The organism is Celeribacter sp. SCSIO 80838 (assembly GCF_056498065.1).
Genome location: NZ_JAZKMA010000001.1, coordinates 2,051,648 through 2,077,719 on the forward strand (window position 1 = coordinate 2,051,648; position 26,072 = coordinate 2,077,719).

A 26,072-nucleotide genomic window follows, 5' to 3' on the forward strand; every position below is an offset into this window, starting at 1 on the left:
TCACTGGCCGATGGCGGCGATAGAGCTGGCGGAGCTGGCCGTGCCGGTGACTGCGCTCAGAGTTTTCTGCCATTGGGTGAACGGTGCTTCTGTGACATAGAGCGTGTCTTCGTCGCGAATGAGGAAATCGCGGGCGAGGAACAAGCCGTTCGGCTGGGTCAGGTCGAGCACATAGATCAGGCGCTGGGTGCCCATGATGTCGTCGCGTCCGAGCACCTGCTTGGCAATGTTTTCGGGTTCGTTGCGGAAGACGAAAACGCCGGTCGGATCGGCGGAGTTGGTGCGCAGACCGCCGACCTGAGCAATAGCTTCGAGCGCGGAGAGGTTGCGGGTTTCGAAAGGGATCACGCTTTGCGCGCCGGTGGCGCCGAGGGCGGTGAAAGAGCGCGGGTCGGCCTCGACGAGAATGCGGTCGCCGTCGCGCAGCGGAATGTCGTATTTCGGGTTGTTGTAGAGGTCTTGGAACCAGACCGTTTCGGCTTTCGAGCCACGGATCACCTTGATCTGGGCGACGTCGGGTTCGACGGACGGGCCGCCTGCACGGGCCAGCATGGCGGTCAGTCGGCGGGTCGGGCGCTCAATCGGGAAGACGCCCTGTCCGGAGATCTTCCCGGTGATGGTGACGGTGGCGCCATCGCCTGCGGCACGGGTGACCATGACCTGCGGATCGGGGGTTTGCGCGTCGAGTTTCTCGGTGATCAGGCGGCGGATCGCTTCGGGGCTGTTGCCCGCAGCTTTGATGCGCCCGGCATAGGGCACGAAGATGAAGCCCGCGCCATCGACCTGCACCTCGGAAAGCACGGTGGCACTGGCCCCGGCCCCGGCCAGAAGCCCGTCGTCGACGTTTTCCCAGATGGTGAGCGAGAGCACATCGCCCGGTGCGATGGTGTCGGAGCCGATCACGCCGGCGTTCTGGAAGGCGCTTGAGAAGCCAAGCTCCTGATTGATCGCCGTCACGGCGTTGACGCGGTCGTTGACGGAGACGACGAAGGAGTCGCCTTGTTCCAGAACGGACCCCGCGAAAATCTCTTTCTTGGTCGGACCGGAGCGCGGCAGGGCACAGGCAGACAGGTTCGCCGTCACGGCGGCCAGCGCAATGGCGCGGGTCATGCGCGATGTCAGGATCTTCACTGCTCTGTCTCCTCTGCCCCATATTTTTATCGGGTTTAGACAGCAGATTAACCAATAGCGAGTCGGAAATCCAGTTTTTGCAGAGAGATGTGGGGCGCTGTGAAGGTTGTGTTGCGGGAAGGTCGCGGCTTTCGCAGAGAGTGTGGCGACGCTGTGCGGCGCATCACGATCTAGTGGTGCGCGGGGGGATGTGGGGGCACAAATCGGCCATGATTGCCTTTATTTGACGAGGCGCAGCGGTTGGCGCGGAGGGGTCTTGCCACTCAACAGCGCCTGATCGGGGGCCTCAGAACCAAGCATCAGATCGACGACGAGGCGCATGAGTTGCCGCCTCCCGCGTTTCGAGTAGAAGCCGCCGGGCACCTGCGAGGTTTCCAGAAGGAACTGGCGGTAATCGCGATAGGCGCGGGTGTCGGGGCGCTCGGGCTGGGCGAAAAACGCCTCGAGCGGTTGGTGCGAGACGAATTCCGGTTTGTCGTAGACCGCGCGGCCTAGGATGCGCAGCGGGATGCCCAGCGAGAGCACCTGTTGACCCGCGGTGGAATTGACGGTGACGGCTGAGCGCGCGCTCAGCAGCAGTTTCTGCAATTTGCCGCCGCGGACGTAATGCACCCGGTCCTCGATGCCGTATTCGGCGGCAATGCGGCGGATTTCGTGGCGCAGGTTGCGGCGGTCGTTTTCCAGCGGATGCGCCTTGAATACGAGGTGATGGTGCCGGGGCGCGCCCTTGGCGAAGCCCTCGATCACATCGGCGACGAATTCCGGCATGGTGGAATAGGGGCTGTGGACCTGAAAGCTGGTGTCGTGTTCGAGTTGCAGAAGTGCGATGTGGAACGGATGACCTGCCCCGAGGATCGCGCGGGTGTGCCAGGCGCGCGAGATCCAGTGTTGTGGCATCAGGATCAGGCGTTTGAAATACAAAAGAAACTCGCGCGTCACGGGCAATTCGCGATGGCCGCGATAATGGCGGAAAGCGGAGTTTCGGAACATCACGAACCAGTGGTAGAGCGCGCCGTAGAAGATGTGCTGGCGCATGTCGCCCCATTGTGCGGGTGGATCGATCGTGTCGTGGTCGATATTCTCGAGCGCGCCGCGCATTTCGGCGACGGTGAGGGTCATGAGGGCGGAGTTGCCATTCGAGCCGCCGCGCTCATAGGTGACCCAATAGGGGCGGATATAGCCCTCTTCGAAGACATGAATGGTAAGGCCCAGAGCCCGGGCGCGTTCGATGGCGAGGGCATGGACGGGGCGGGTGTCGCCATAGAGCACGATGTCGGTGACAGACTTGTCGCGGACGATGTTCTCGAACCGCTCGGGCCAGATGTCGGGCGGATCGGTATAGGCGATAAAGCTCTTGGTCGAGAACCAGAAGGCGCGGTCGCCGGCGTTGAAGCCGACGCGCCAGACCTTGGCCCCGGCCGAGGTCAACATCTTGCCCAGGCCCCAGAAGAACGGTCCGTGCGGGCCCTGAAGCATCAGGAACACGCGGGCGTTGGCGTTTTTCGTTGGGGCTTGGTTCGGCATGGGGTGGTTTTGCGGCATTGGGTGTGGTTTGTCGTGGTTAATTTCCTGTTAGCCATAAATTCGGGCGGATTTGTGGCCCTCAGAGCGCAGGAGCGGGCGCAGGGGCTGTGCCTTGGTCGACTGTGCCATAGAAGCGGTTAACAAAACCTGAGTACGCTTGCGGGCGGGCGGCTGGGGCGTTACCTCTGGGCCAAGGTAACGCAAAACGACCCACGAAACGATCAACGAAACGCATGGAGGCGTCATGTTCACAGGGATCATCACCGATGTCGGCACCGTGCTGGAACTGGAAAAACGCGGCGATCTGCGGGCGCGGATCGGCTGCGCTTACGATGTCGACGGGATCGAGATTGGCGCGTCGATTGCCTGCGACGGGGTGTGTTTGACGGTGATCGCGCTTGGGACTGCTCCGCAAAACTGGTTCGATGTGGAAATCTCCGCGGAGAGCGTATCGAAGACCAATATCGGCATGTGGACGGTCGGCAAGCGGCTCAATCTGGAGCGTGCGCTCAAGCTGGGCGACGAGTTGGGCGGGCATATCGTGTCTGGCCATGTCGATGGGGTGGCGGTGATCACGGCGATGAAGGACGAGGGCGACAGCACGCGGATCACCTTCGAGGCCCCGGAGGCTCTGGCGAAATTCATCGCGCCGAAAGGCTCGGTGGCGCTGAACGGCACGTCTTTGACGGTGAACGAGGTCGAGGGCTGTTCTTTCGGTATCAACGTCATTCCGCATACACAGGAGGTGACGACCTGGGGCGTGGCCAAGGTGGGCGACAAGGTGAACCTCGAGATCGACACGCTGGCGCGCTACGTCGCCCGTTTGCAGGAGTGGCAGGCGTGAGCGCCCCGCTCCATGGCGTCGGCCACAACGGTGGGCCGTCGCTCGATCCGGGCGTGAGCTATCGTCGCTTTGTCTGGAAGAAGGCGCGCAAGAACCTGATGGGGGAGAGCCTGCCCATCGAGGTGGTCCGCATGCGGGTGCGCCGGGCCGAAGAGCTTGGCCTGCCGTATAAATCCTACGCCTCGATCCGCGCTTCCACCGGGCGCGACGTTGTCGGCTTCCTGTTTTCCTCCAATGCGCTTCGGCTTGTGCGGCTGGGAGACCGGATGAACCCGGCCTTTGCCGACAAGCTGGCAGAGGTGAAAGCCGCACGCATCGTGGCGGCGCATCATCCGCTGGTGCCGGGGATGATCGAAGAGCTTGACGCGGTGGACCGGGCCGGACGTGCGCCACGCCCCTATGCGCCATGGGGGCAACAACGCGCCGCTTTGGCGGAACTTTTGGGGTCGAAATTTCCGCGGGATGGGCTTGTTCTGGTCTCAGAAGCGCCGTTTGAGGCGGAATGGGTCGACGCTGGCAAGCTGGCCGGACGGATCGATGCGCCGATGTTTTTCGAAAGCTGACCTGAGCGGGTTGGGCGCGCATTGATCGCACAGGTGGGCAAAGCTGCGAATTGCGCAGAAATGCTTGGCGATTGTGCGTGGCATGAGGCTGGTCTTTGGCGGCGCAAAGCTGTATCGGGAAGCGACCGAAGTCCCAGAAGGCCCGCCGAGATTACCATGTCCGAAACGCAAGTCAGCTACCAAGACGCCATCTCCCCGATCGAGGAGATCATCGAAGACGCCCGCAACGGGCGGATGTTCATCCTTGTCGACCACGAGGATCGCGAGAACGAGGGCGATCTGGTGATCCCGTCGCAAATGGCGACGCCCGAGGCGATCAACTTCATGGCCACCTACGGGCGCGGTCTGATCTGTGTGACGCTGACCGGGGACCGGATCGACGCGCTGGGCCTGCCGATGATGGCCTCGAACAACTCGTCGCGGCATGAAACGGCCTTCACCGTGTCGATTGAGGCGCGCGAAGGCGTGTCGACCGGCATTTCCGCCCATGACCGCGCGCGCACCGTCGCCGTGGCCATCGACCCGTCGAAAACCGCCGCCGACATTGCGACGCCGGGCCATATCTTTCCGCTGCGCGCGCGCGATGGTGGTGTTCTGGTGCGGGCTGGCCATACCGAGGCCGGGGTGGACGTGGCGCGTCTGGCGGGGCTTCTGCCCAGTTCGGTGATCTGCGAGATCATGAACGAAGACGGCACCATGTCGCGCCTGCCGGATCTTGTGGGCTTTGCGCAAAAGCACGGTCTCAAGATCGGCACGATTTCCGACCTGATCGCCTATCGCCGCCGTCACGACAACCTCGTATCCAAGTCCTCCGCGCGCAAGGTCACCTCGGCCTTCGGTGGCGAATGGGACATGCAGATTTACACCGACGATCTTCAGGGCGCCGAACATATCGTGTTGTCGAAAGGCGACATCACCGATGGCGCGCCGGTTCTGGTGCGGGTGCATAACCTCAACCCGCTCGAAGACGTGCTGGGCATCGGGCGCACCTCGCGCGAAATGGAAGGCGCGATGGAAGTGATCGCCGAAGAGGGGCGCGGTGTGGTCGTGCTGCTGCGCGATACCACGATGAAAATGGTCGAAGAGGGCGAATCCTCGCCGCAGACGCTGCGGCAATACGGGCTGGGGGCGCAGATTTTGGCCGCACTCGGTCTGCACAAGCTCATCCTCGTCAGCGACAGCCCGCAACCGAAAGCGCCGGGGCTTGCAGCCTTCGGCCTCGAGATCACCGGCACGCGCAAGATCACGGAAGGAAACTGACCGATGGCCGCCAATGAACAACATTATACGCTCGACCTGCCGTCTTTCGATCAGCCGGTGAAAATCCTCATCGTCGTGGCGCCTTATTACAAGGACATCGCCGACGAGCTGGTCGCTGGCGCGAAAGCGACCGTCGAGGCCGTGGGCGGCACTTGGGATCTTGTGGAGGTTCCGGGCGCTTTGGAAGTGCCGACAGCGATTTCGATTGCCGATAAGCTGTCGAATTTCGATGGTTATGTGGCGCTGGGTTGTGTCATTCGCGGCGAGACCACGCATTATGATACGGTTTGCAACGACAGCTCGCGCGCGTTGCAACTGATGGGGCTGCAAGGGCTGTGCATCGGCAACGGCATCCTGACCGTGGAAAATCGCGATCAGGCGGTGGTTCGCGCCGAAGCAAAAGGCCAGAACAAAGGCGGCGGTGCGGCCGCTGCGGCCTTGCATCTCATCGCGCTTTCGCGCAAATGGGCCGCTCCGAGCAAGGGCGTGGGATTCCACAGCGACGCGATCAAGCTTGCCGGCCAGCCTGACGAGAGCAAAAAAGCATGACTGACGAGAACGACCACCTGAAACCGCCCACCAAGCGCGAGATGAAATCCGCCGCAAGGCTCTATGCCGTGCAGGCGCTGTTTCAGATGGAAGCGGCCGATATGACCGTCGACAAGGTGCGTCGTCAATTCTACGACCATTTCTTCGGGCTGAAGACCGAGGAAGAGGGTGAATTCATCGATGGCGACAGCGATCTGTTCCACGAGATCACCGAGATTGCCGTGAATGATCAGGCCAAGGTCGACCAGATGACCAACCGGGCGCTGGTGGCGAAATGGCCGATTGCGCGCATCGACCCGACGCTTCGGGCGCTGTTCCGGGCGGCGGGGGCCGAGCTTTTGTCGGGCCGCACGCCGCCGAAGGTTGTGATCGTCGAGTATGTCGATGTGGCGAAAGCCTTTTACCCCGATGGCCGCGAGCCGAAATTCGTCAATGCTGTGCTGGATCATATGGCCCGCGAAGCGCGTCCCGAAGCGTTTTAACGCGAAGGGAAGACGCGCGAGCATTCGAACATGTGAGGCGTGTCCCGAAGCTTTTTGAAATCGTTCCAGAGTTTGATTGACAGTGATAAACGCCCCTCGCCGGGGCGTTTTTGCATTTCGGGCTGCGACGGAATGGAACTGGAAAATCCCGCCACATGTGATACACTTTTTGAATATGTTCCCGTTTGGAGTGCTGCCATGCCCAAGCTTGTGAAACTCTACATCACTCAGGTCCTGATCGGCTTTGCGATCGCGGCGGCGTTCGTGGGCGCGCTCCTCTATTTCAACGTCGCCAATCTTTGGCATCTGGTCACGCATAACGATGCGGGGATCATCGCCGTGATTGTGCTTTGGTTCGCCAATGGCATCGTGTTCTCCGGCGTGCAATTCGCCATCACGATCATGCGCATGGCAGGGAGCGACGACGACGGGCGGGGCGGCAAACGCGACGAGGTGTCGTTGATGACGATGGACCCCATTCCGGTCGAGGCGACGCGGCGTCGCTGAGCACGCTTTCCAATATAGAAAAACGCGTCCTTTCGGGCGCGTTTTGCATTTTTGCCTTTCAAGAAGGCGGCATCTCAATTTGCCCTCAAGAGGGCGGCGGGGGACCACAGCATCCGTAGCAGCGCGTATGCTCCCGAAGCCTGAAAAATCAGGTGGGCGCCAGGTAACTGGACCAGGATCCAGACAGAGCCAGCTCCCATTCGGTTGCGTAAGGCCACCGGAGACTTGCGCCCATGTGTACGAGAAGAGCAGATCCCGCCTGAGCTTCGAGATAGGGCTTTGCTGCGAGGACGACAAGGGGGAGGCGTTGAAAAACGCGCGAGTCTGCGGCAGGGTCCGGCCATGACCGATACGTTTCTTACCTCCGCCCAACCCGGCCAGGTACTGGCGCGCGGCGTGTGCCGCCATCTGCGTTCGCATGATTTCGCCTGCGTCGAGGAATGGGTGCCCGCGCGCGGCCTGCGCGTCGATGTGCTGGCGCTGGGGCCGAAGGGCGAGGTCTGGGTGGTGGAATGCAAATCCTCGCGCGCGGATTTCATGACCGATGCGAAATGGCAGGGTTATCTGGAGTGGTGCGACCGGTATTTCTTCGCCGTCGATCTCGACTTTCCGACGGAGATTCTGCCGCCCGAAGCGGGGCTGATCATCGCCGATGCCTATCAGGCGGAGATCATCCGTATGCCGGAGGAGGACAAATTGCCCGCCGCCCGGCGCAAGGCTGTGCATCTCAAGGCCGCGCGCGATGCGGCGCGTCGGCTACAGGGTTATCGCGATCCGGGCGTCGCGGCACTGTTCGGGGGAGAGAGCTAAAGGGGCTTTCCGTGGGAGAAATACTCCCGCCGGAGGCATTCAACGCGGGCCAAGCCGGCTTATTTCGCCGTTTTCCGTGCCTGCGCCGCTGCGGCCATCAGCTCCTCGGCGATTTCTTCGGCTTCTTCCGGTTCGAAATCCATCGGAATCTCGATGCCACCGGTGGCTTCGATGAACATCCGCACCATGCCGAGCGAGGTCGGCCCGATTTGCAGATTGGCTTCGATGTCGCGTTCCGAATTGATACCCATGACGGCTCCTTTTGATCTTCCCCGAAATACGCGTTCGCCCGTTCTGGCGCAAGGGGCGGGGGAGATTCCGGGGCTCGGGCGATTTTCTCGCAATCTGCCTCTTGCATTCATCTGCCCGTCTCGTTAAATCCCCCGTCAGTGCCGCCTTAGCTCAGTTGGTTAGAGCGCCTGATTGTGGATCAGGAGGTCCCCCGTTCGAGCCGGGGAGGTGGTACCACTCTTTCCCTTCATATTGCAGCTTGCTTACTGGCCGGTGTGGACCATAGCGTCCGTGCGTCCGTGCGTCCGTGCGTCCGTGCGTCCGTGCGTCCGTGCGTCCGTGCGTCCGTGCGTCCGTGCGTCCGTGCGTGCGATGTCGAGTACGGCAGGCTGTGTCACCCTGTCGACCGACATGCCGCCTGTGCGCGGGGGATGTGGCGTGGGTGCTGTGTCCTGTCGCAGGGGGTGCGACAAAATGTAGCAATGTCGTCAGATTCGTGTTATCCTTCCAAAAAGGGAGGAAAATATGCATCTTTATTTCGTGGGGCTCGCCTACGCGGCCCTTGTCATGTCTCCAATTCTGTTTTTTGCCCTCGTCGGGCGGGAGTTGAACTGGGGAAGGTAGAATCTGGTCCGCAAATCTGACCGGTCGCATCGGGGGGACGAGCGCCGCAGGCTGTGGGAGGCAGCCTCGGCGCTCCGTTTCTTCCCGCGCAGCGCGTTCAGTGTTGGGCGGGGTTCACGGAGATGCGTTGACGCAGCGCGCCGCCCTCGGCGTCGAAAATCAGAATCTCATTGCCTGACACCACGGCGATCCAGTCGGAGCCACGGGTGACTGCCTCGGGGGTGATGCCGTCGGGCAGGGCGATCTGATCGGGCCAGGTGAGGGGGGCGGTCTCAGAAACAGGCGCATCCATTGACGGGAAACGGGTGACAAGCAGGGCGATCAGCACTAGAAATCCGGCAATCATCACCACCAGAAGTGTCGTGACCAGCCGCCGCAAAAGCGTCAGCCGGGCCGCGTCTTTCGGATCGATCTCAAGGTTGCTCATGCCCGTATCCACCGTCGCCTTCCTCATCGCGGAAAATCCGCCCAAGCGTCTTGATAAGGCGATCGCGCGCGATGTGCCAGAAGAAGCGGTGCTGTCGCGCTCGCGTCTGGCGAAATTGCTCACCGAGGGGGCGATCAAGGTCAACGGTGCGGTTGTGACGGATCAGAAGGGTAAAGTGGCCGAGGGCGACCGGGTCGAGATCACGGTTGAAGAGGCCGCAGACGCTGAGGTCGTGGCCGAAGATATTCCGCTCGATGTGATCTACGAGGACGACGATCTGATCGTGGTTAACAAGCCCGTCGGCATGGTGGTGCATCCGGCACCCGGCTCGCCTTCGGGGACGCTGGTCAATGCGCTGATGTTTCATTGCGGCGATAGCCTCTCGGGCATCGGCGGTGAGAAACGCCCCGGCATTGTGCATCGGATCGACAAGGATACGTCGGGGCTTTTGGTCGCGGCGAAATCCGACAAGGCGCATCAGGGGCTGGCGAAACAGTTCGAAAAGCACACGGTCGAGCGGAAATATGACGCGCTGGTCTACGGCGTGCCGGACCCGATGGACCCGCGACTGCGCGGTGTGAAGGGGGTGAGTTTCGAAGGCTCGAACATTCTGCGCATCACGTCTTTTCTGGGTCGTCATAAGACCGACCGCCAGAAACAGGCGGTGTCTTTTACCGAGGGGCGTCATGCGGTCACGCGGGCACGGGTGGTCGAGCTTTATGGCACGCCGCCGCAGCTTGCGCTGGTGGAATGCTGGCTGGAAACCGGACGCACCCACCAGATCCGCGTGCATATGACCCATGCCGGGCATGGTCTGGTCGGGGATCAGACCTATGGCGGGCGGCGCAAACTGAACCACAAGGCGCTGTCGGACCGGGCGCGGGCGGCGGTCGATGCCTTCCCGCGTCAGGCGCTTCATGCCGCCGTGTTGGGCTTTGTCCATCCGGTGACGGGCGAGGACATGCGGTTTGAGGCGCCTTTGCCCGAGGATATGCAGGATCTTCTGGATCAGCTCTGAGCCGATGTAACAGAGACCACATTGGCGTGATTTTTGTGAAATTTTGGCGGATTAAGATGGTCTGGCGGCGGATGTCGGGTCATGTTTCGTTAAATTTGTCGCAATAGGAAATCGCGTCAGCGTCCCTTGAAAGCGCTAACATCCCTTCCTAAATGGTATGTTAAGCCTTATAACATGGCGCGTGACGCGGGAGAGATGTGAGACATGAGTAACTACGCAAATTTGCCGGCTCCGAGCCCTGAACAGGGGCTGAACCGCTATCTGCAAGAAATTCGCAAGTTCCCGATGCTGGAACCCGAAGAAGAATACATGCTCGCCAAAAGCTGGGTCGATCACGAAGACAGCCGGGCGGCGCATAAGCTTGTGACCTCGCACCTGCGGCTCGCGGCCAAGATCGCCATGGGCTACCGTGGCTATGGCCTGCCGCAGGCGGAGGTGATTTCCGAGGCGAATGTCGGCCTGATGCAGGCGGTGAAACGCTTCGATCCGGAAAAAGGCTTCCGTCTGGCGACCTATGCCATGTGGTGGATCCGCGCGAGCATTCAGGAATATATCCTGCGCTCGTGGTCTTTGGTGAAACTCGGTACCACCTCGGCGCAGAAGAAACTGTTCTTTAACCTGCGCAAGGCCAAAGCCCGGATCGGTGCCTTCGAGGAGGGCGATCTTCACCCGGACAACGTCAAACAGATCGCGCACGATCTGGGCGTGACCGAGGAAGAGGTCGTGTCGATGAACCGCCGGATGTCGGGGGGCGACGCCTCGCTCAACGCCACGGTGGGCTCCGACGAGGAAGGGGCCGCGCAATGGCAGGACTGGCTTGAGGACGAAAGCGCCAACACCGCCGCCGATTATGAGGCGCGCGACGAGATGGAAACCCGCCGCGAGTTGCTGGCGCGTTCGATGGAGGTGCTGAACGACCGTGAGAAGGATATTCTCATGGAGCGCCGCCTGAAGGATCAGCCAATGACGCTTGAGGATCTGTCGGCGAAATACGACGTGTCGCGCGAGCGTATCCGTCAGATTGAGGTGCGCGCCTTCGAGAAGCTGCAAAAGCGCATGCAGGAGCTGGCGAAAGAGCAGGGCATTCTGGAAGGCGCCTGAGCCATCCGGGAGAAAGTTTTTGAATGCTGAAAAAGCGGTCCCGAATACGGTTCGGGGCCGTTTTCCTTTGGTGTATGAGCGGGATAGCCCCCTCCCGAAAGCCCCCGTCAAATGCGAAATCCGAAGCGGTTTTGATCGGGATCAAGGCCAGATCGGTCGACTCGGGCTATGATTAAACTGTTGATAAGGCAAGAAAAGGAGGAGACATGAAAATGTTCCGCACTTCTGGCTCTGACAACAAGGAGGATCCGCCGCAATAACCGGCACCTCCGGCTCAGGTTTCTCAGATCCGTGGAGGGATGTCCGAGGGCAGGGCCGGGGTAGACGGTTCGAAGGATCAAAAGGGTGCTGCCGATTGAGGCTTTGAGACCCCGGATGAAGCGAGACGGAGGAGCCTGTGCCCCCTCGCTCAAAGGGCCAACACCCAAACGATCCTGACCCGTAAGGGGGGAGGACCTCAGGGAGGTACGATTGGTAAGGGCGCCCTTTCGGGCGCCCGTGTTGTTTTGAGGAAGTCGGCTTTGGGGCTGATCTTGTGCCTTTGCTAGCGCATCGCCATATCTCTGATATGACCCGTTTTCCCGCCCTTGTTTTCAGCACGTTCGTCGCCTTGACCGTCAGCCAGTCTGCGCTGGCGCAGGACGCACCGCAGCCGCGTTGCGTCATCCTGTTGCACGGGCTGGCACGCACGGACGCCTCGATGCTGGTGATGGAACATGCGCTTGAGGCGGCAGGCTACAAGACGGTCAATCAGGGCTATCCGTCGCGCGCCGCCCCGGTGGCGCTTTTGGCCGATCCGACATTGCGCGCGGCGCGTGACGCCTGTGGCTCTGACAGCCGCCCCGATGTGGTGACCCATTCCATGGGCGCGATCCTGTTGCGCACATTTGCCGCCGATCATCCGGAGATGGACTGGGGCCGCGTCGTGATGCTGGGCCCGCCCAACCATGGCTCCGAAATCATCGATACGTTCGAGGACTACGCCGCCTTTCAAACCGCCAACGGTCCGGCGGGGCTGCAACTCGGGACAGAAGGCCTGCCGGGGACCTTGCCGCCCGTGCCGTTTGAGACCGGGGTGATTGCGGGGAGCCAGTCGCTCAATCCGGTGCTCTCGGCGGTGGTCGCAGGCGAAGACGATGGCAAAGTCTCGATCGACAGCACGAAGGTCGCGGGCATGGCGGCGCATCTGACGCTTCCGGTCACGCATACCTTCATGATGCAGAACCCGCGCGTCATCGCCCAGACGATCTCCTTTCTCGACACCGGCGCGTTCGAGCCCGATCTAAGCATGGCGGAGGCGCTGCGGTGGCTTTGGGCGCTTGGCGTCGACTGACGGTTACTGCGGCAACACCTCTCCCAGCACCCGCACCATATTGCCGCCCATCACGGCGGCGATCTGTGTCTCCGTGAGACCCTGATCCAGAAGCGCCTGCGTCAGGGCTGCAAGCTCCGACGTGTCGAATTCCGTCTCGACCGCCCCGTCGAAATCCGAACCGAGCGAGACATGCTCAAGACCGACCGCGTCAATCGCCGCCCGAACCGTTTTGGCGATGCCCGAAGGCGACGCGTCGCAGGTCACATCCTGCCAATAGCCGATGCCGATCACGCCGCCGGTCGCGGCGATCTCGCGCATCAGATCGTCGGGGAAATTGCGCTTCACCGGGCAATGCGAATGGAGGCCGGAATGCGAGACCACTAGCGGGACCTCGGTCATCGCCAGAACATCGCGCGCCATCTGCGGCGAGGCATGGGCCAGATCGATCACCATATGTTTCTCGACCATCCCCGCCACAACGGCGCGGCCGAACTCGGTCAGGCCGTGATCCTCCTCGCCATGGAGCGAGCCGCCGAGCTCGTTGTCGAAGAAATGCGTCAGCCCCATGAGGCGAAAGCCCGCGCCGTAGATGCGGTCGAGATTGCCGATCTCGCCCTCAAGCACATGCCCGCCCTCGGCGCCCAAAATGCCGCCGATCACCTCGACCCCCTCTGCGCGCGCGGCCAGCACGGCGTCGAGATCGGCGACGGTGCGAATGACGCGGATCTGATCGGGGGCTTTTTCGGCATAGCCATTCAGACGATCCGCCATGTAAAGCCCGCGTTCGGTCAGATCGAACCAGCTTTTCACCGGCCAAAGTTCGGCAATCGCAAGAAGCGTGATGTTGTCGCGCGCCTCGGCCGAATTGTGTTCGTAATTCTGCCCGGCGGGGCTTTTGGTCACGGTGGTAAAGACCTGAAGTGCGACGTTGCCCTCGCGCAGACGCGGGATGTCGACCTGCCCGCGCTCGCCGCGTTTCAAAAGGTTGCGGTTCCACATCAGGCTGTCGGCATGCCAGTCGCCGATCACGAGGCTATCATGCAGTGCCTGCGCCTCTGGCGAAACTTCATAGGGCGCGTGCGCCACCACCGGGTTTTGCCCCTTCTCGACAATCCCCGGCAAGATGCCAAAAAACACCACGGCCGCGATTGCGATCGCCGCGAGGACGATCCGTCCGATCCATTTGAGCATGTGCAAACCTCCCGTTTTGCGAGAAGCCTATGCGCGGATTGCTCATCGCCCAAATGAAACCTCGCGTCAGATGTCGTGAACACGGGAGATTTTGGTCTGCGGAGCTTCGCGTTAAACTGGAGACTGCAAGGCAAAGGAATCACAAAGGATAGACCATGGCCGACCCGCATGAATTCGATCACGTCATGCCCGATCTGGGCGGCAAGAAAGCCGCGCGGCCCGAGGAGATTTCCGAGAATATGGGGGCGCGTATCCTCTATTCGATCATCATCTGGGTGATGATGAGCTTTGCCTCGACGATCATCGGTGTTCTGGCGATCCTTCAGGCGATCATCATGCTGATGAACGGCAAGAAACCCAACGACCGGGTGGCGAATGCGGGCACCGATGTGGGCATCTGGTTCGCGAAGGCGACGCGTTACATCACCGGCGACAGCGAGGTGAAACCCTGGCCCTGGACGGAGCTCGATTGAGTGCTGCGCCGATGCCCCTGCGCGAGACATATGTCCGGTATGCCTTCCAGATCAGCGTGATCCTCAAGGGGCTGCATGCGCTGATTGAGATCGCGGGCGGGGCATTGTTCTATATTGTGCGCACCGAGACCGTGCTGCACTGGGTCAATGTCCTGACCCGCGAAGAGCTTCTGGAAGACCCGCGCGATTTCGTGGCGACCCATCTTCTGGCGGCGGCGCAGGGCATGACCGGCGCGACGCAGAGTTTCTATGCCTTCTACCTGATGAGCCACGGGGTGATCAAAGTCGCGCTGGTGGCGGGGCTGTTGCGGCGCAAGCCGATCGCCTATCCGCTGTCGCTCATCGTGATGAGCCTGTTCATCCTCTATCAGCTCTATCGCTACAGCTACACGCACTCCGCCGGGCTTTTGTTCCTCACCGGGTTCGATCTCGTGGTGATGTGGCTCGTTTGGCACGAATGGCGGGTGATGCGGGGCAAGGTGCGGGCTTGACGGGTGCGCCCCCAAGGCGAAGACTTCGAGCAGACGGTTCAAGGAAAGGCGCGGATATGGCAGGCGGCTGGGCGAAAGACGGTGCGGTGAGCGAACAGATCGAAGCCTCGATCAGCGACGAGTTGGCCCGCATGAAACAGCATCGCGGGCCGGTGGGCGAGAGTTTCACGGAATGCGCCGAATGCGGCGAGGAGATCCCCGAAGCCCGGCGCAAGGCGATCCCCGGCGTGAAGCTTTGCATCGATTGTCAGCGCGACCGCGACAGCGCCTATAAGCCGCGCGGCGGGATCAATCGGCGCGGGTCGAAAGACAGCCAGTTGAAGTGATCAGCTGAGAGGCAGGTGCATGATGTGCTGCGGCCCGAAGCCACCGTCGAGATAGAGCGCACCGGTGTCGATGAACCCTCCCTTGAGGTAGGCGCGGCGCGCGTTGGGATTGCGGCAATTCACGGTCAGGTAACAGGAGCCAGCCCCCGGGTATTGCGCTTGTAGATAGGGTTTCAGCGCCCGGCAGGCGGCGGAGGCATGGCCCTGGCCCTGCGCAGCGTGATCAATCATGAATTGACGCAATCCGAGGGCGCCTTTGGGGGCGAATTCGTGATGATCGGAATAGTCCCGGTCGATGGCGAAAAAGCCCACCGGCTGGCTCTCGGAGAGGATCAGATGACCATCTCGTGCCGTGCCTGTGGACAGGGTGACGGACGGCAGATCGGCAAAGCCCGCCTGATCGGACGGCAAAGAAAACCCCGCGAGACGGTTCAGGTCTTCGTGGGGTAGAGGGGCGAGCGTGAGGCTCACTCCATCGCTTCCAATTCGTCGATGAAACCTGAGATCATCGACAGGCCCTTGTCCCAGAATTTCGGGTCGGAGGCGTCGAGGCCGAAGGGTTTCAAAAGCTCTTTGTGATGTTTCGAGCCGCCCGATTTGAGCATGTCGAAATATTTGTCCTGGAAGCCTTCGGGTTGCTCGGTATAGGCCGCATAGAGCGCGTTCACCAATCCGTCGCCAAACGCATAGGCGTAGACGTAGAAGGGCGAATGCACGAAATGCGGGATATAGGACCAGTAGACCTCGTAGTCCGGGAAGAATTCAAAGGCCGGCCCGAGGGATTCGCCCTGCACCGACATCCAGATTTTGTTGATGTCCTGCGGCGTCAGCTCGCCGCCTTTGCGCGCCTCGTGCAGCTTGCATTCGAAATCGTAAAACGCGATCTGGCGCACCACGGTGTTGATCATGTCCTCGACCTTGCCCGCGAGCATGATCTTGCGCTCGGCGTCGGTTTTGGCGCCTTTGAGCATTTTCTGGAAGGTCAGCATTTCGCCGAACACCGAGGCCGTTTCCGCGAGCGTCAGAGGCGTATCGGCGAGCAATTCGCCTTGCCCAGCGGCCAGAACCTGATGGACGCCATGACCCAGCTCATGCGCCAGCGTCATCACATCGCGCGGTTTGCCGAGGTAGTTGAGCATCACATAGGGATGCGCGTCGGTCACGGTCGGATGGGCGAAGGCCCCCGGAGCCTTGCCCGGTTTGACGCCCGCGTCGATCCAGCCCTTAGTAAAGAACGGTTCGGCAATCTCGGCCATGCGCGGGTCGAACCCGGCGTAGGCGTCCATCACCGTTTTGCGCGCCTCGTCCCAGCCGACGGTGCGGGTTTCTTCCATCGGCAGGGGGGCGTTGCGGTCCCAGACCTGCAATTTGTCAAGCCCGAGCCAACCGCGTTTCAGCTCGTAATAGCGGTGCGACAGCTTCGGATAGGCTTTGACCACCGCGTTGCGCAGCGCCTCGACCACCTCCGGTTCGACATCGTTCGACAGGTGCCGCCCGGTCTGCGGCGTCGGCATGCCGCGCCATTTGTCCTCGACCTGGCCTATCTTGGACAAGGTGTTGTGAACGCGGGAGAAAATCTTGATGTTCTGACCCAGAACCTTGCCAATCTCGCGCGCGGCCGCTTCGCGCACAGTGCGGTCCTGTTCGGTCATCAGCGTGGTCGCGGCCTCGATCCCGAGCGTCTCGCCGTTCACGTCGAATTTCAGATCGGCAATGGTTTCGTCGAACAGCTTGTTCCACGCCGACGCGCCCACGACCGACATGTCGTGCTCATAGCGCTCCAACTCGTCGGAGAGCTGATAGGGCCGCATCTTGCGCATCCGCTCGAAAATCGGCCGATAGCGCGCGAGCCCGTCGTGTTTCAGCATCTCTTCGAGCGTGTCCTCGGGGATGCGGTTCACTTCGAGCGAGAAAAACACCAGAGGCGCGGTGAAATTGGTGATCTTGTCCTGAATGTCGGAGAGGAATTTCGCCCGCTCGCCATCGACGGTGTTCTGGTAATAGAGCAGCCCGGCGAAGGAGTCGAGACGGCCCGCGACCTGCGAAATCCGCTCGTTCCTGAGGATACAATCATACATGCCCGCGCCGTCGAGATCCGCGAGCTTGCCCTCGTAATCCTCGGCGAAGCTGGCGCAATGCTCTTCGAGCCAGTCGAGATCGCGTTTGACCTCGGGGGCGTCGGTCGAGGGATAGAGATCGGTGAGGTCCCAGTCCGGCAGATCCCCGAATTGGTTATGGCCGCTCTGGGCGTTCTGATCGAAAACCGGCTGGGGGAAGGTGAACCGCATCGCATCGCTCCTCATGTTGTTTTTCAACAGATAGGGCGTCGCGGCGGCGGATGCAAAGGATCAGGTGCGTTTCCGATCCGTTTCAGGCGCATTGCTCGGAAAAAAGTGCGGCCAGATGGTCGTAGAAGTGTTTGCGGATCGCCGGGCTTTCCATCGGGATCTCGTGCCGCCCGCCGACCACTTCGATCAACTCACAGGAGCGCCAGCGCGCCGCGAAATCGCGCACGGCCTGGGTGTTGACGATTTTCTCGTCGAGACCGAGAAAACAAAGGACCGGCACGTCGGGCATCTGGTGATCAAAGGCCCAGTCGTTTTCCGCAATGGCCTCGGTGACCCAATGCGACGATGGCCCGCCCAATGACAGATCGGGTTTTTCCACCACCTGCCGGGTCATGTAATCGAACATCTCGCGGTCCGAGGTCAGAAGGTTGTCCTTGAACCCGTGCCAGACCATGTAGCTCTCGGGCTTGGTGCCCGGCGCGCGCAGGTTCTGAAGGCCGAGGGCGTGAAACACCGGAGAGACGAAGCGCACTAGAAGTTTCTGGATCGGCGAGAGCCCGATGCCCCACATCGGCGCGGAAAATCCGGCGGCCTTGAAGGGCTTGCCCTCGATCAGAGCGCGCACGCCAATGGCCCCGCCCATGGAATGCCCGATGAGGAACCACGGTTTCGGCATGGCTTTCTCTTCGGCCAGATTTTCGACGAGTGCGATCACCGCGTCGAGGTCTTTCTGGTAATCGGCGAAATGCTCGACATGGCCGATGCGGCGGTCTTTCAAAAGACGCTCGGCAATGCCTTGCCCGCGCCAGTCGATGGCGAGGCTGGCAAAGCCGCGGGCGGCGAGATCCGCCGCGCCGCGCCCGTATTTCTCAATGCATTCGGTGCGTCCGGGCAGGATGAACACCGTGCCCTTCGCGCCCTCATGCGGCCAAAGCCCGACGCGAATGCGCACCCCGTCCGAAGCGGTCAGCCAATAGGCCTCGCCGCTGTCCGGCCCGTCGGCCAGTTCGGCATAATAGGGTGCGCGTTCGTGGGTCACGACAGGGCGGAGCCGAGCTGCATGGCAAGACCCATGTCGCCGTCGATCGACAGTTTGCCCTGCATGAAGGCCGCCGTCGGGTTGACGTCGCCTTCCATCATGCCCTGAAAGGTTTCGAGATCGGCGGTCAGCGTCACATCGGCCGCGTCATCGGAGGCGCGCACGCCGTCCGCATCGACCACGATGGCGCCTTCGCCTTCGATCACGAATTTCGCAACGCCTGCGGTAAAGCCGTCGATTTTCTCGGACAGGGCTTCCACGGCCTTGGTGATGATGTCGCTCATTTGTCTTCCTCCGGTTGTCTGGGGCGCGCCCTGTCGCCACATTGTGACTATGAACATGGGGCCCAGAAAGCTACAATCCAGATTGTTATGAAGAGATTACGACAGTTTCTCAAATGTGCCGTTGCGTTCTGGCTCTTTTTCGGGGCCGGGGTCGGTCATTCTGGTGCTTTTGCTGCGGATGCGGCGCGTCTCGACACGCTGTTTGGCGAGCTGTCCGAAGCCAATCCCTATGACGCCGCACGGATCGAACAAGAACTGGCTTTGGAACTGTCTCGCTCCGGTTCGGATGCCATGGATTTGCTCTTGGAACGCGGTCGCATGGCGATGGAGGCGGGCGATGTTCAGGGTGCCATCGGCCATCTGACCGCGCTTGTGGATCATGCCCCGGAGTTTACCGAAGCCTATAACGCGCGCGCCACCGCCTATTTCATGGCGGGACTGTACGGCCCGGCGCTTCAGGACATCGGCGAGGTTCTCAGCCGCGAGCCACGGCATTTCGGGGCGCTCTCGGGCCTGTCGCTGATTCTCGAAGAAACCGGGGATGAGGCACAGGCGCTCGCCGTGCTGCATAAAATCGAAGAGATTCATCCGAATATGGAGGGCCTGTCCGACCGCATTGCGCGGCTTGAACTGGCGCTCGGCGGTGTGGCGCTCTAAGTTCACCCTCAAACGACAAGACAGGACGAGACCCGATGGGGGACGCGATGGGGGGCGGCCGGATTACGGCAGTTTTAGGCCCGACCAACACAGGCAAAACGCATTACGCCATCGAGCGCATGCTGGCGCACCGCACGGGTGTGATCGGCCTGCCTTTGCGTCTTTTGGCGCGCGAGGTGTACGACCGGATCGTTGCCGCGCGGGGGCCGTCTGTGGTGGCGCTGGTGACGGGGGAAGAGCGCATCGTGCCGCCGCGCACGCAATATTGGGTCTGTACCGTCGAGGCGATGCCCACGGGCATGGGGGCGGATTTTCTCGCGATTGACGAGATTCAGCTCTGCGCCGATCCTGAGCGCGGGCATGTGTTCACCGACCGTTTGCTGCATGCCCGAGGCTTGCACGAGACCCTGTTCATGGGGTCCGATTCCATGCGGTCCGTGATCGCGCAGCTTGTGCCCAAGGCGCAGTTCATGCGGCGGGAGAGATTCTCACGTCTGACCTATTCAGGTTCGAAAAAGATAAGTCGAATGCCTGCGCGAGCGGCGATTGTCGGGTTTTCTGTTGATGATGTCTATGCCATCGCCGAGCTTTTGCGTCGCCAAAAGGGCGGTGCGGCGGTGGTTATGGGGGCTTTGTCCCCCCGGACCCGCAATGCGCAGGTGGAGATGTATCAGAACGGCGATGTGGACTACCTCGTCGCCACCGATGCCATCGGCATGGGGCTCAATCTCGATGTCACGCATGTGGCGTTTTCCTCGACGATCAAGTTCGACGGGCGGCGGATGCGCTATCTCATGCCCAACGAGCTGGCGCAGATCGCGGGCCGGGCAGGGCGTTATCAGACCGACGGCACTTTTGGCGTGACGGGCGAGGCGGAGCCGTTTGACGCCGAGGTGATCGAGGCCATCGAGGAGCATCGCTTCACCCCGCAAAAGAAACTCAACTGGCGCAATCCACGGCTGGAATTCGGCACGGTCGACCGTCTGATCGCCTCGCTCGAAATGTCGCCCTCTGACCCGGCTTTGGTGAAGGCGCGGGAGGCGGACGATCTTCAGGCGCTCAAGACACTCTCGACGCTGAAAACCGTGCGCCCCCGTCTGCGCACGGCGCGGGATACGAAACTTTTGTGGGACGTCTGTCGCATTCCCGATTTCCGGGGAATCAGCCATGGCGAACACACGTCGCTTCTTGAGCGGATTTTCGAGTTTTTACACGAATATGGGCGGGTTCCCGACGATTGGCTGGCCACACAGGTCAAACGCATTGACCGGACCGAGGGCAATATCGACACTCTGTCTAAAAGACTCGCCTATATCCGCACTTGGACCTATGTTGCGCAGCGCGAAAACTGGGTTGATGACGAAAGCCATTGGCGTGAGGCAACCCGCGCTGTAGAAGACCGATTGTCGGATGCGCTGCATGGCGCGCTGACGCAAAGATTTGTGGACCGGCGGACGAGTGTGCTCCTTCGGCGGCTCAAACAGAAGGAGGGCCTTGTGGCCGACGTGAACGACAAGGGTGAAGTGACGGTTGAAGGCGAATTCGTCGGCCGTCTTGAGGGGTTCCGCTTTATGCAAGATAAAGCCGCAACTCCGGATGAGGCGAAGACCCTCGCCGCTGCCGCCATGGCCGCACTTGCGCCGGAATTTAACCTGCGCGCGGACCGGTTCTACAACGCCCCCGATACGGAGATGGATTTCACCGATCAGGGCGGTCTGATGTGGGGCGAGCATGCCGTGGGCAAACTCGTGCCCGGCGACGATGCGCTCAAACCGCGCGCCGTGGCCTTTGTGGACGACGCTGTGGCAACGGATGTGGCCGAGAAGGTCCAGCGCCGCTTGCAGCATTTCATTGACCGCAAGGTGGCGACCCTGTTCGAGCCGCTTCTGAACATGTCGCGCGACGAAACGCTGACCGGTCTGGCCCGTGGGTTTGCCTTCCGTCTGGTTGAAAACCTCGGCGTGATCCCGCGTGAGCAGATTGCGCAGGAGGTCAAAGAGCTGGATCAAGACGCTCGTGGCGCGCTGCGCAAACATGGCGTGCGCTTCGGTCAGTACACGATCTTCATGCCGCTGCTGCTGAAACCCGCGCCGACGCGCTTGCGTCTGTTGCTTTGGGCGTTGAACGCGAAATTCGACGAATTCCCCGATGCGCCGCCGCCGGGGCTGGTGACCATTCCCGCCGCCGATCATGCGCCGGATGGCTATTATACCATGTCGGGCTACCGCCTTTCGGGCGCGCGCGCGATCCGCATCGACATGCTCGAACGCCTCGCCGATCTTCTGCGCTCGCAGGACAGCCGCGCAGGCTTTGAGGCGAACCCGGACATGCTGTCGATCACTGGCATGACGCTGGAACAATTTGCCGATCTGATGGAAGGTCTGGGTTATAAGGCCGACAAATCCGAGCGGGTCAAAATGAAGACGGTGGATCAGGTGATCTCCGACGACGCCATGCCCGCAGGCGAGCCGGAGGTCCCGGAGGCTGCCGATCTGTCGGGCATTGCCGCCGATCTTCCGGACGAGGGCGAAGCGCCGTCGGCCGAGTTTGCCCAGCCGGTGCCTGCCGAGGACGAAGCCTCTGAATTCGACGAAACCGAACTGCCCGAAGGCGTGGCGGTGGATGCCGGTGTTGTCGAGGAAGAGACTGAAGAGTTCTACACCTTCACCTGGGGTGGAAACCGTGGCGGCAATCGCAACGCCAACCGCGGCCCGCGCCGCGGTGCGCAGGGCGAGAACGCCGGTGGCGAACGTCCGCAGGGCAAAAAGGGCGGCGGCAAGCCGCAAGGTAAGAAGGGCGGCAAACCGCGCCGTGACGGAGGCCGTGATGGCCGCGACGGGGGCCGCGAGGGCGGCAACCAGCCGAAAACCTTCTCCGCCCGCCCGCCGAAGAAAGAAAAAGCCATCGACCCGGACAACCCGTTCGCGGCGCTGATGGCTTTGAAGGACAAGAAGTAAGTCCCTATGGAAAAGCGGGAGACCATTCGCCTCGACAAGTGGCTTTGGTATGCCCGCTTTTTCAAAACCCGCGGTCTGGCGACGAAAACCGTCACCGGCGGCCATGTGCGGGTCAATTCCTCCAAAGTGGCCAAGGCGGCGACCTCTGTGGGCGCGGGGGATGTTTTGACCTTTCCGCAGGGTCACCACATTCGGGTGATCCGGCTGATCGGTTGTGGCACACGGCGCGGTCCGGCCCCAGAGGCGCAAACCCTCTATGAAGACCTCAGCCCGCCCGAGGCCGCGAAGGACCCTGTTCCGTCTGTGCCACGGTTTGAGGGAAAAGGTCGCCCAACCAAGAAAGATCGTCGCATGACGGACCTTTCGCGCCCCGACATGCTTGAATGATGGCGCGCTTGGGGCTAGCAAGTGCGGACAGAGTCAGATTTGGATGAGCCGCAATGACCTACGTCGTGATTGATAACTGCATCGCCTGCAAATACACCGATTGCGTGGAAGTCTGCCCCGTGGATTGTTTCTACGAGGGCGAGAACATGCTGGTGATCCATCCCGACGAATGCATCGACTGCGGCGTCTGCGAACCGGAATGCCCGGCCGACGCGATCCGCCCGGACACTGAGCCGGACATGGAAAAATGGGTCGAACTGAACCGCAAATACGCCGAACTTTGGCCGGTGATCCTCGAGAAGAAAGACCCGATGCCGGGTTATGAGGACAAGGACGGTGAAGAGGGCAAGCTCGACAAATACTTCTCCGAAGCGCCGGGCGAAGGCTCCTGATCCGGATTTGCATCGTCATTTTGCAGATGCAGAGATGATTCGCAGGTTGAACAGGGGGCTCTCGGGCCCCTTTGTCACGCGTGCGCAGTGTGTAAACAGTCATCAACACCTTGGAATCTCATGTAACCTCCTGAAAAACGGGGGGAAGTACGCGGGATTTTGGGGGTAAACGCGCGCAATGCTTTCTTTGGGCCGGTTTTTGTGGTATCAAGGGGAAACCATGACAGGGCATATCGACCTCAACCCCCGAAGCGACGCTTTTTTAGGGGATTGAGTTTTTCGCGCCTCATACTCCGCCTCCAAGCGCTTTGAACCGCGCAAAGGGGCATCGTCCAAAGGCTTTTGTGTGTGCCGGACGGGGAGTGTAGACGGGGAAGCGAGTGCTTCGATGGTAAGAACGGTCCCGTCTGAGGAAAAAACCTGCAAATGAGCAAGACCAAGAAATCCGAATTCCGCCCCAACGATTTCGTTGTTTACCCGGCCCATGGTGTTGGCCAGATCATGTCGATCGAGGAACAGGAAATCGCGGGCATGTCCCTCGAACTTTTCGTCATCGCTTTCGAGAAAGACAAGATGACGCTCCGCGTGCCGACCAACAAGGCCGTCGAATCCGGGCTGCGCTCGCTTTCGACCCCCGATGTGGTTCAGGACGCGATGAAGACCCTGAAAGGCAAGGCTAAGGTCAAACGCGCCATGTGGTCGCGCCGTGCGCAGGAGTATGAGCAAAAGATCAACTCCGGCGATCTGATTGCCATCGCCGAAGTGGTGCGCGATCTGCACCGCACCGACGACCAGCGCGAGCAGAGCTATTCCGAGCGTCAGCTTTACGAGGCCGCCCTCGACCGGCTGACCCGCGAAGTGGCTGCCGTGTCGGGCACCAACGAGACCGAAGCCCAGAAGAAGGTGGACGACGTTCTGGTGAGCCGCGCCGCCTGATCTCTGAGTATTTCAGATGCAATAAAGACCGCCGGGAGGGAGACCTCGCGGCGGTTTTGCTTTGCGGGGTGCGCGGACAAAAACGCTGTCACCCGAAAAGGTGACAGCGTTTCGCCTGACATCAGGAAGGGCACAGGGCCTGTCAGGTTTGGGGAGCTTTTGTCCCGGTGCTCCAGGCGGTATGGTCCCCCCCCACCGTCCTGGTTTTCATCAGGGTGATGTGCGCCTTGAGACGCAAGCTCGGCCCAGTCCTACGGAAATCGATGAAAAGCGAGGCTTTTCACCGATCACAGGAGCCGCGCCACGGTTCGTCCGTTGGGGAGGTGAAACATAAAACTCAAAAACACTCGTACCCTTGCCTCCATGCCCGAACGGCCCGTGAGTCTATGTCTATGTGCTTCTGGAACGGACCACATTCCCCAGATGGGGTAAACCGGTCACGAAACGACGGGATCGGGGTCAGGCAAGCTCATAGAGAAGATCAAGTGCGGTTGTCCAATGGCCGAAAAACACAAAACGACCGGCCCCCCTGACACACGTGAATACGAATGCCGGGATAGTCTGCGGCATGACGGGCGAGCATGTCGGGCGGAATCTCGGTATCTTCAGTGCCTTGCAACATATGCACCGGCAGCGCCCGAGCCATAGCATCAAGATCGCCGCGCCAGTCCCGCGTCATCTGTTCGATCGTGGTGCGGGTGAAAATCTCGGCGGCGTTGTGGTCTTTCGACAGGGTGAAATGTGTGCCTTCGAACAGGGCCGCGCGGGTGTCGGGATCGTCGAGCAGGGTCAGATCGCCCGGCGTATCGGAAAAGATGTTGCGCATGAAGGCATCTTTGCCGGATTTCAGCGCCAGCGCGAATCCGGCCTTGATCAAAAACGGCAGCAGACGCGGCGTGTTGCGCGCGGTGGCGAGGATCATGCGGTGCCATTTGTCCATGCAGCGGATCTGGACGGGATCGGTCACAGGGAAGACGGCACCACAGCCCACCACACCGGAGATCAGTTCCGGGAACAGGGCGGCAAAGCGTGCCACGAACATGACATCGACACCAAGCGCCAGATGCGGGCAGGGGCCGATCCCGAGATGGCGCATCAGTTCGGCGACATCGCGGGCGAAATGCTCCGACAGCAGACCACGCTGGGGCGGAGGGTCGGAGCGACCATAGCCGCCGCGCAAAGGCAGGATCACTCGCAGACCCAGAGCGCGGGCGCGGGTTTCGGCGCGATCGGGCCAGCGGGTAAAACCGTAATCCATCGGCCAGACCACAACAGGACGCCCGTTCGGATCGCCAAAGCTGCGATAGGCCATGCGCCGCCCGTCCGAAAGCCGCAGCGGGTGCCAGATCGCCGTCTCCGCTTCGACCGTCGTGTCGCGTCGGCTCTGCCGGGTGTCGGGTGCGGTGGCCATATGCATCATCATCAGCACGAGGCGGATCAATTCGGCCTGGGACCGGGTGTCGGTCTTGCCGAGGATGGTCTTGACCTGAGTGCGGATCGTGTCGACGGAGCGACCGCGTGCGATGGCGATCTCCTGAATGTTTTCGGAGGCGATCAGGCGGCGGATCACCGCGTTTTCCGCCGGGGTCAGACCGAAGGCGGAGGCGAGAACAGCTTCGAAACCGTCGGGCCAGATCAGTTCGGAGGACAGGATCAGCACCACCCGACCGATGCGGGGCAGGCTTTCGACATGCAGTTTCAGGAGCGCGGGACGCGACAGTCCAGCCTGATGTAATTCCAGCAGAGCCTCCGAGCTTTCCGCCCGGATCTCGCGTTGTGAGAATTGCTTTTTGACCTGCGCGATCAGGGTGCCGCGGGTGTCTTCGGGCAGGGAGGCCTGTCCGAGCGTACCGCCGGGAGCGATGCCGAAGAGCTGGTCTGCCGGACCGTTCATGGCCAGCACTTCGAGCCGGGCGTTGACCATAATGGCAGTAGACTGAGCAAAGCGGGTCATGAGGGCGGAGATGTCATCTGAGCGCTGACCGAGGCCGCTGCGTTCGAGGATTTCTTCGGCGCGGTGGAAATGGGTCACCAGATGATGCTCCGGCAGGGCCGTGCGGATGTCCTCGCGATCCATATGCGGCAAGAGCCGGTCGTAGCACTCGGGCGAGAGCGCCACGTCATAGATCACGGACAGGATGTTGTCCGGCGGCGGCATGCGGGTGTCGTTCATCGTGACCCTGTGCGGTTTGCGGTGTCTGGTTTTGGCACAAGGCTTGCGCGTTCGATGACGTTAGGGAAGCGTTTTTTGATCGGCTGGGAAAA

General features: G+C 61.3%; 28 protein-coding genes and 1 tRNA gene. 19 read left to right on the forward strand and 10 right to left on the reverse strand.

Translation table 11 applies throughout. From position 1 onward, the window contains the following. Positions 1-1,131 carry a polysaccharide biosynthesis/export family protein gene (locus V1475_RS10390; RefSeq protein ID WP_479412690.1) on the reverse strand — a complete coding sequence of 377 codons (1,131 nt, stop codon included), beginning with the start codon at positions 1,129-1,131 and terminating at the stop codon, positions 1-3. 219 nt (positions 1,132-1,350) lie between these two features. Beyond that, on the reverse strand, positions 1,351-2,655 hold the full coding sequence (locus V1475_RS10395) for a capsule biosynthesis protein (protein ID WP_479412691.1): 1,305 nt from the start codon (positions 2,653-2,655) through the stop codon (positions 1,351-1,353). Positions 2,656-2,899: 244 nt separating this feature from the next. Here V1475_RS10395 and V1475_RS10400 point away from each other — a divergent pair, with 244 nt between their 5' ends. From V1475_RS10400 to V1475_RS10430, 7 genes are all read left to right on the forward strand, one after another. Continuing rightward, positions 2,900-3,499, forward strand: coding sequence for a riboflavin synthase (locus tag V1475_RS10400; protein WP_434288019.1), 600 nt, complete (start codon positions 2,900-2,902; stop codon positions 3,497-3,499). Further along, a complete protein-coding gene (locus V1475_RS10405; protein WP_479412692.1) occupies positions 3,496-4,062 on the forward strand; it encodes a hypothetical protein in 567 nt (188 codons plus the stop codon). The genes V1475_RS10400 and V1475_RS10405 overlap by 4 nt, the downstream gene beginning before the upstream one ends. Before the next feature lie 156 nt (positions 4,063-4,218). Next, positions 4,219-5,322: a 3,4-dihydroxy-2-butanone-4-phosphate synthase gene (gene ribB, locus V1475_RS10410; protein ID WP_434288016.1), complete on the forward strand. Its 1,104-nt coding sequence runs from the start codon at positions 4,219-4,221 to the stop codon at positions 5,320-5,322. A gap of 3 nt (positions 5,323-5,325) precedes the next feature. Then, positions 5,326-5,871, forward strand: coding sequence for a 6,7-dimethyl-8-ribityllumazine synthase (locus V1475_RS10415; RefSeq protein WP_479412693.1), 546 nt, complete (start codon positions 5,326-5,328; stop codon positions 5,869-5,871). Then, positions 5,868-6,353: a transcription antitermination factor NusB gene (gene nusB, locus V1475_RS10420; RefSeq protein WP_479412694.1), complete on the forward strand. Its 486-nt coding sequence runs from the start codon at positions 5,868-5,870 to the stop codon at positions 6,351-6,353. The genes V1475_RS10415 and nusB overlap by 4 nt, the downstream gene beginning before the upstream one ends. Before the next feature lie 198 nt (positions 6,354-6,551). Continuing rightward, the gene (locus V1475_RS10425; RefSeq protein WP_434288012.1) at positions 6,552-6,860 is read left to right on the forward strand and encodes a hypothetical protein; all 309 of its coding nucleotides are present in this window, start codon (positions 6,552-6,554) and stop codon (positions 6,858-6,860) included. Between the two features lie 342 nt (positions 6,861-7,202). Continuing rightward, the gene (locus tag V1475_RS10430) at positions 7,203-7,670 is read left to right on the forward strand and encodes an MmcB family DNA repair protein (protein ID WP_479412695.1); all 468 of its coding nucleotides are present in this window, start codon (positions 7,203-7,205) and stop codon (positions 7,668-7,670) included. A gap of 59 nt (positions 7,671-7,729) precedes the next feature. On the opposite strand, the gene V1475_RS10435 is transcribed toward V1475_RS10430, so the two are convergent. Then, positions 7,730-7,921: a DUF6324 family protein gene (locus tag V1475_RS10435; RefSeq protein ID WP_479412696.1), complete on the reverse strand. Its 192-nt coding sequence runs from the start codon at positions 7,919-7,921 to the stop codon at positions 7,730-7,732. Positions 7,922-8,061: 140 nt separating this feature from the next. Here V1475_RS10435 and V1475_RS10440 point away from each other — a divergent pair. Beyond that, positions 8,062-8,138: transfer RNA gene (locus V1475_RS10440), tRNA-His, on the forward strand. A 484-nt stretch (positions 8,139-8,622) separates the two neighbouring features. On the opposite strand, the gene V1475_RS10445 is transcribed toward V1475_RS10440, so the two are convergent. Next, entirely contained in the window at positions 8,623-8,952 is a 330-nt protein-coding gene (locus V1475_RS10445; protein ID WP_479412697.1) for a DUF6476 family protein, read from the reverse strand. Here V1475_RS10445 and V1475_RS10450 point away from each other — a divergent pair. From V1475_RS10450 to V1475_RS10460, 3 genes are all read left to right on the forward strand, one after another. Beyond that, positions 8,951-9,970, forward strand: coding sequence for an RluA family pseudouridine synthase (locus tag V1475_RS10450; RefSeq protein ID WP_479412698.1), 1,020 nt, complete (start codon positions 8,951-8,953; stop codon positions 9,968-9,970). The two genes, V1475_RS10445 and V1475_RS10450, sit on opposite strands and share 2 nt — an antisense overlap. A gap of 204 nt (positions 9,971-10,174) precedes the next feature. Continuing rightward, positions 10,175-11,071, forward strand: coding sequence for an RNA polymerase sigma factor RpoH (gene rpoH, locus V1475_RS10455; RefSeq protein ID WP_434288005.1), 897 nt, complete (start codon positions 10,175-10,177; stop codon positions 11,069-11,071). A 568-nt stretch (positions 11,072-11,639) separates the two neighbouring features. Further along, positions 11,640-12,404 (forward strand): alpha/beta hydrolase, encoded by a 765-nt coding sequence (locus V1475_RS10460; RefSeq protein ID WP_479412699.1) that lies wholly within the window; start codon positions 11,640-11,642, stop codon positions 12,402-12,404. Positions 12,405-12,407: 3 nt separating this feature from the next. On the opposite strand, the gene V1475_RS10465 is transcribed toward V1475_RS10460, so the two are convergent. Continuing rightward, positions 12,408-13,577 carry a dipeptidase gene (locus V1475_RS10465; RefSeq protein ID WP_479412700.1) on the reverse strand — a complete coding sequence of 390 codons (1,170 nt, stop codon included), beginning with the start codon at positions 13,575-13,577 and terminating at the stop codon, positions 12,408-12,410. 155 nt (positions 13,578-13,732) lie between these two features. Here V1475_RS10465 and V1475_RS10470 point away from each other — a divergent pair, with 155 nt between their 5' ends. Genes V1475_RS10470 through V1475_RS10480 form a run of 3 tightly spaced genes read left to right on the forward strand, consistent with a single transcriptional unit; the run spans position 13,733 to position 14,867 of the window. Then, positions 13,733-14,050 (forward strand): DUF4389 domain-containing protein, encoded by a 318-nt coding sequence (locus tag V1475_RS10470; protein WP_479412701.1) that lies wholly within the window; start codon positions 13,733-13,735, stop codon positions 14,048-14,050. Then, positions 14,047-14,541 (forward strand): DUF2127 domain-containing protein, encoded by a 495-nt coding sequence (locus tag V1475_RS10475; RefSeq protein WP_434287997.1) that lies wholly within the window; start codon positions 14,047-14,049, stop codon positions 14,539-14,541. The genes V1475_RS10470 and V1475_RS10475 overlap by 4 nt, the downstream gene beginning before the upstream one ends. A gap of 56 nt (positions 14,542-14,597) precedes the next feature. Beyond that, entirely contained in the window at positions 14,598-14,867 is a 270-nt protein-coding gene (locus V1475_RS10480) for a DksA/TraR family C4-type zinc finger protein (RefSeq protein ID WP_479412702.1), read from the forward strand. Here V1475_RS10480 and V1475_RS10485 read toward each other — a convergent pair whose 3' ends face one another. The 4 genes from V1475_RS10485 to V1475_RS10500 all read right to left on the reverse strand — a co-directional run bounded on the left by V1475_RS10485 (position 14,868) and on the right by V1475_RS10500 (position 18,478). After that, entirely contained in the window at positions 14,868-15,338 is a 471-nt protein-coding gene (locus tag V1475_RS10485) for a GNAT family N-acetyltransferase (protein WP_479412703.1), read from the reverse strand. It lies immediately after the preceding gene. Next, the gene (locus tag V1475_RS10490) at positions 15,335-17,155 is read right to left on the reverse strand and encodes a M3 family oligoendopeptidase (RefSeq protein WP_479412704.1); all 1,821 of its coding nucleotides are present in this window, start codon (positions 17,153-17,155) and stop codon (positions 15,335-15,337) included. The genes V1475_RS10485 and V1475_RS10490 overlap by 4 nt, the downstream gene beginning before the upstream one ends. Before the next feature lie 82 nt (positions 17,156-17,237). After that, on the reverse strand, positions 17,238-18,194 hold the full coding sequence (locus V1475_RS10495; RefSeq protein WP_479412705.1) for an alpha/beta fold hydrolase: 957 nt from the start codon (positions 18,192-18,194) through the stop codon (positions 17,238-17,240). After that, positions 18,191-18,478: an SCP2 sterol-binding domain-containing protein gene (locus V1475_RS10500; protein WP_434287990.1), complete on the reverse strand. Its 288-nt coding sequence runs from the start codon at positions 18,476-18,478 to the stop codon at positions 18,191-18,193. The genes V1475_RS10495 and V1475_RS10500 overlap by 4 nt, the downstream gene beginning before the upstream one ends. Positions 18,479-18,565: 87 nt before the next feature. Between V1475_RS10500 and V1475_RS10505 the strand changes: the two genes are divergently transcribed. The 5 genes from V1475_RS10505 to V1475_RS10525 all read left to right on the forward strand — a co-directional run bounded on the left by V1475_RS10505 (position 18,566) and on the right by V1475_RS10525 (position 23,807). Beyond that, the gene (locus tag V1475_RS10505; RefSeq protein ID WP_479412706.1) at positions 18,566-19,135 is read left to right on the forward strand and encodes a tetratricopeptide repeat protein; all 570 of its coding nucleotides are present in this window, start codon (positions 18,566-18,568) and stop codon (positions 19,133-19,135) included. Between the two features lie 35 nt (positions 19,136-19,170). After that, entirely contained in the window at positions 19,171-22,092 is a 2,922-nt protein-coding gene (locus tag V1475_RS10510) for a helicase-related protein (RefSeq protein WP_479412707.1), read from the forward strand. 6 nt (positions 22,093-22,098) lie between these two features. Next, positions 22,099-22,479 (forward strand): RNA-binding S4 domain-containing protein, encoded by a 381-nt coding sequence (locus tag V1475_RS10515; protein WP_479412708.1) that lies wholly within the window; start codon positions 22,099-22,101, stop codon positions 22,477-22,479. Positions 22,480-22,532: 53 nt separating this feature from the next. Continuing rightward, the gene (fdxA, locus tag V1475_RS10520; protein ID WP_066705626.1) at positions 22,533-22,871 is read left to right on the forward strand and encodes a ferredoxin FdxA; all 339 of its coding nucleotides are present in this window, start codon (positions 22,533-22,535) and stop codon (positions 22,869-22,871) included. Between the two features lie 426 nt (positions 22,872-23,297). After that, positions 23,298-23,807 (forward strand): CarD family transcriptional regulator, encoded by a 510-nt coding sequence (locus V1475_RS10525; RefSeq protein WP_434287985.1) that lies wholly within the window; start codon positions 23,298-23,300, stop codon positions 23,805-23,807. A gap of 481 nt (positions 23,808-24,288) precedes the next feature. Here V1475_RS10525 and V1475_RS10530 read toward each other — a convergent pair whose 3' ends face one another. Then, positions 24,289-25,980 carry a hypothetical protein gene (locus V1475_RS10530; RefSeq protein WP_479412709.1) on the reverse strand — a complete coding sequence of 564 codons (1,692 nt, stop codon included), beginning with the start codon at positions 25,978-25,980 and terminating at the stop codon, positions 24,289-24,291. Between the last annotated feature and the right edge of the window lie 92 nt (positions 25,981-26,072).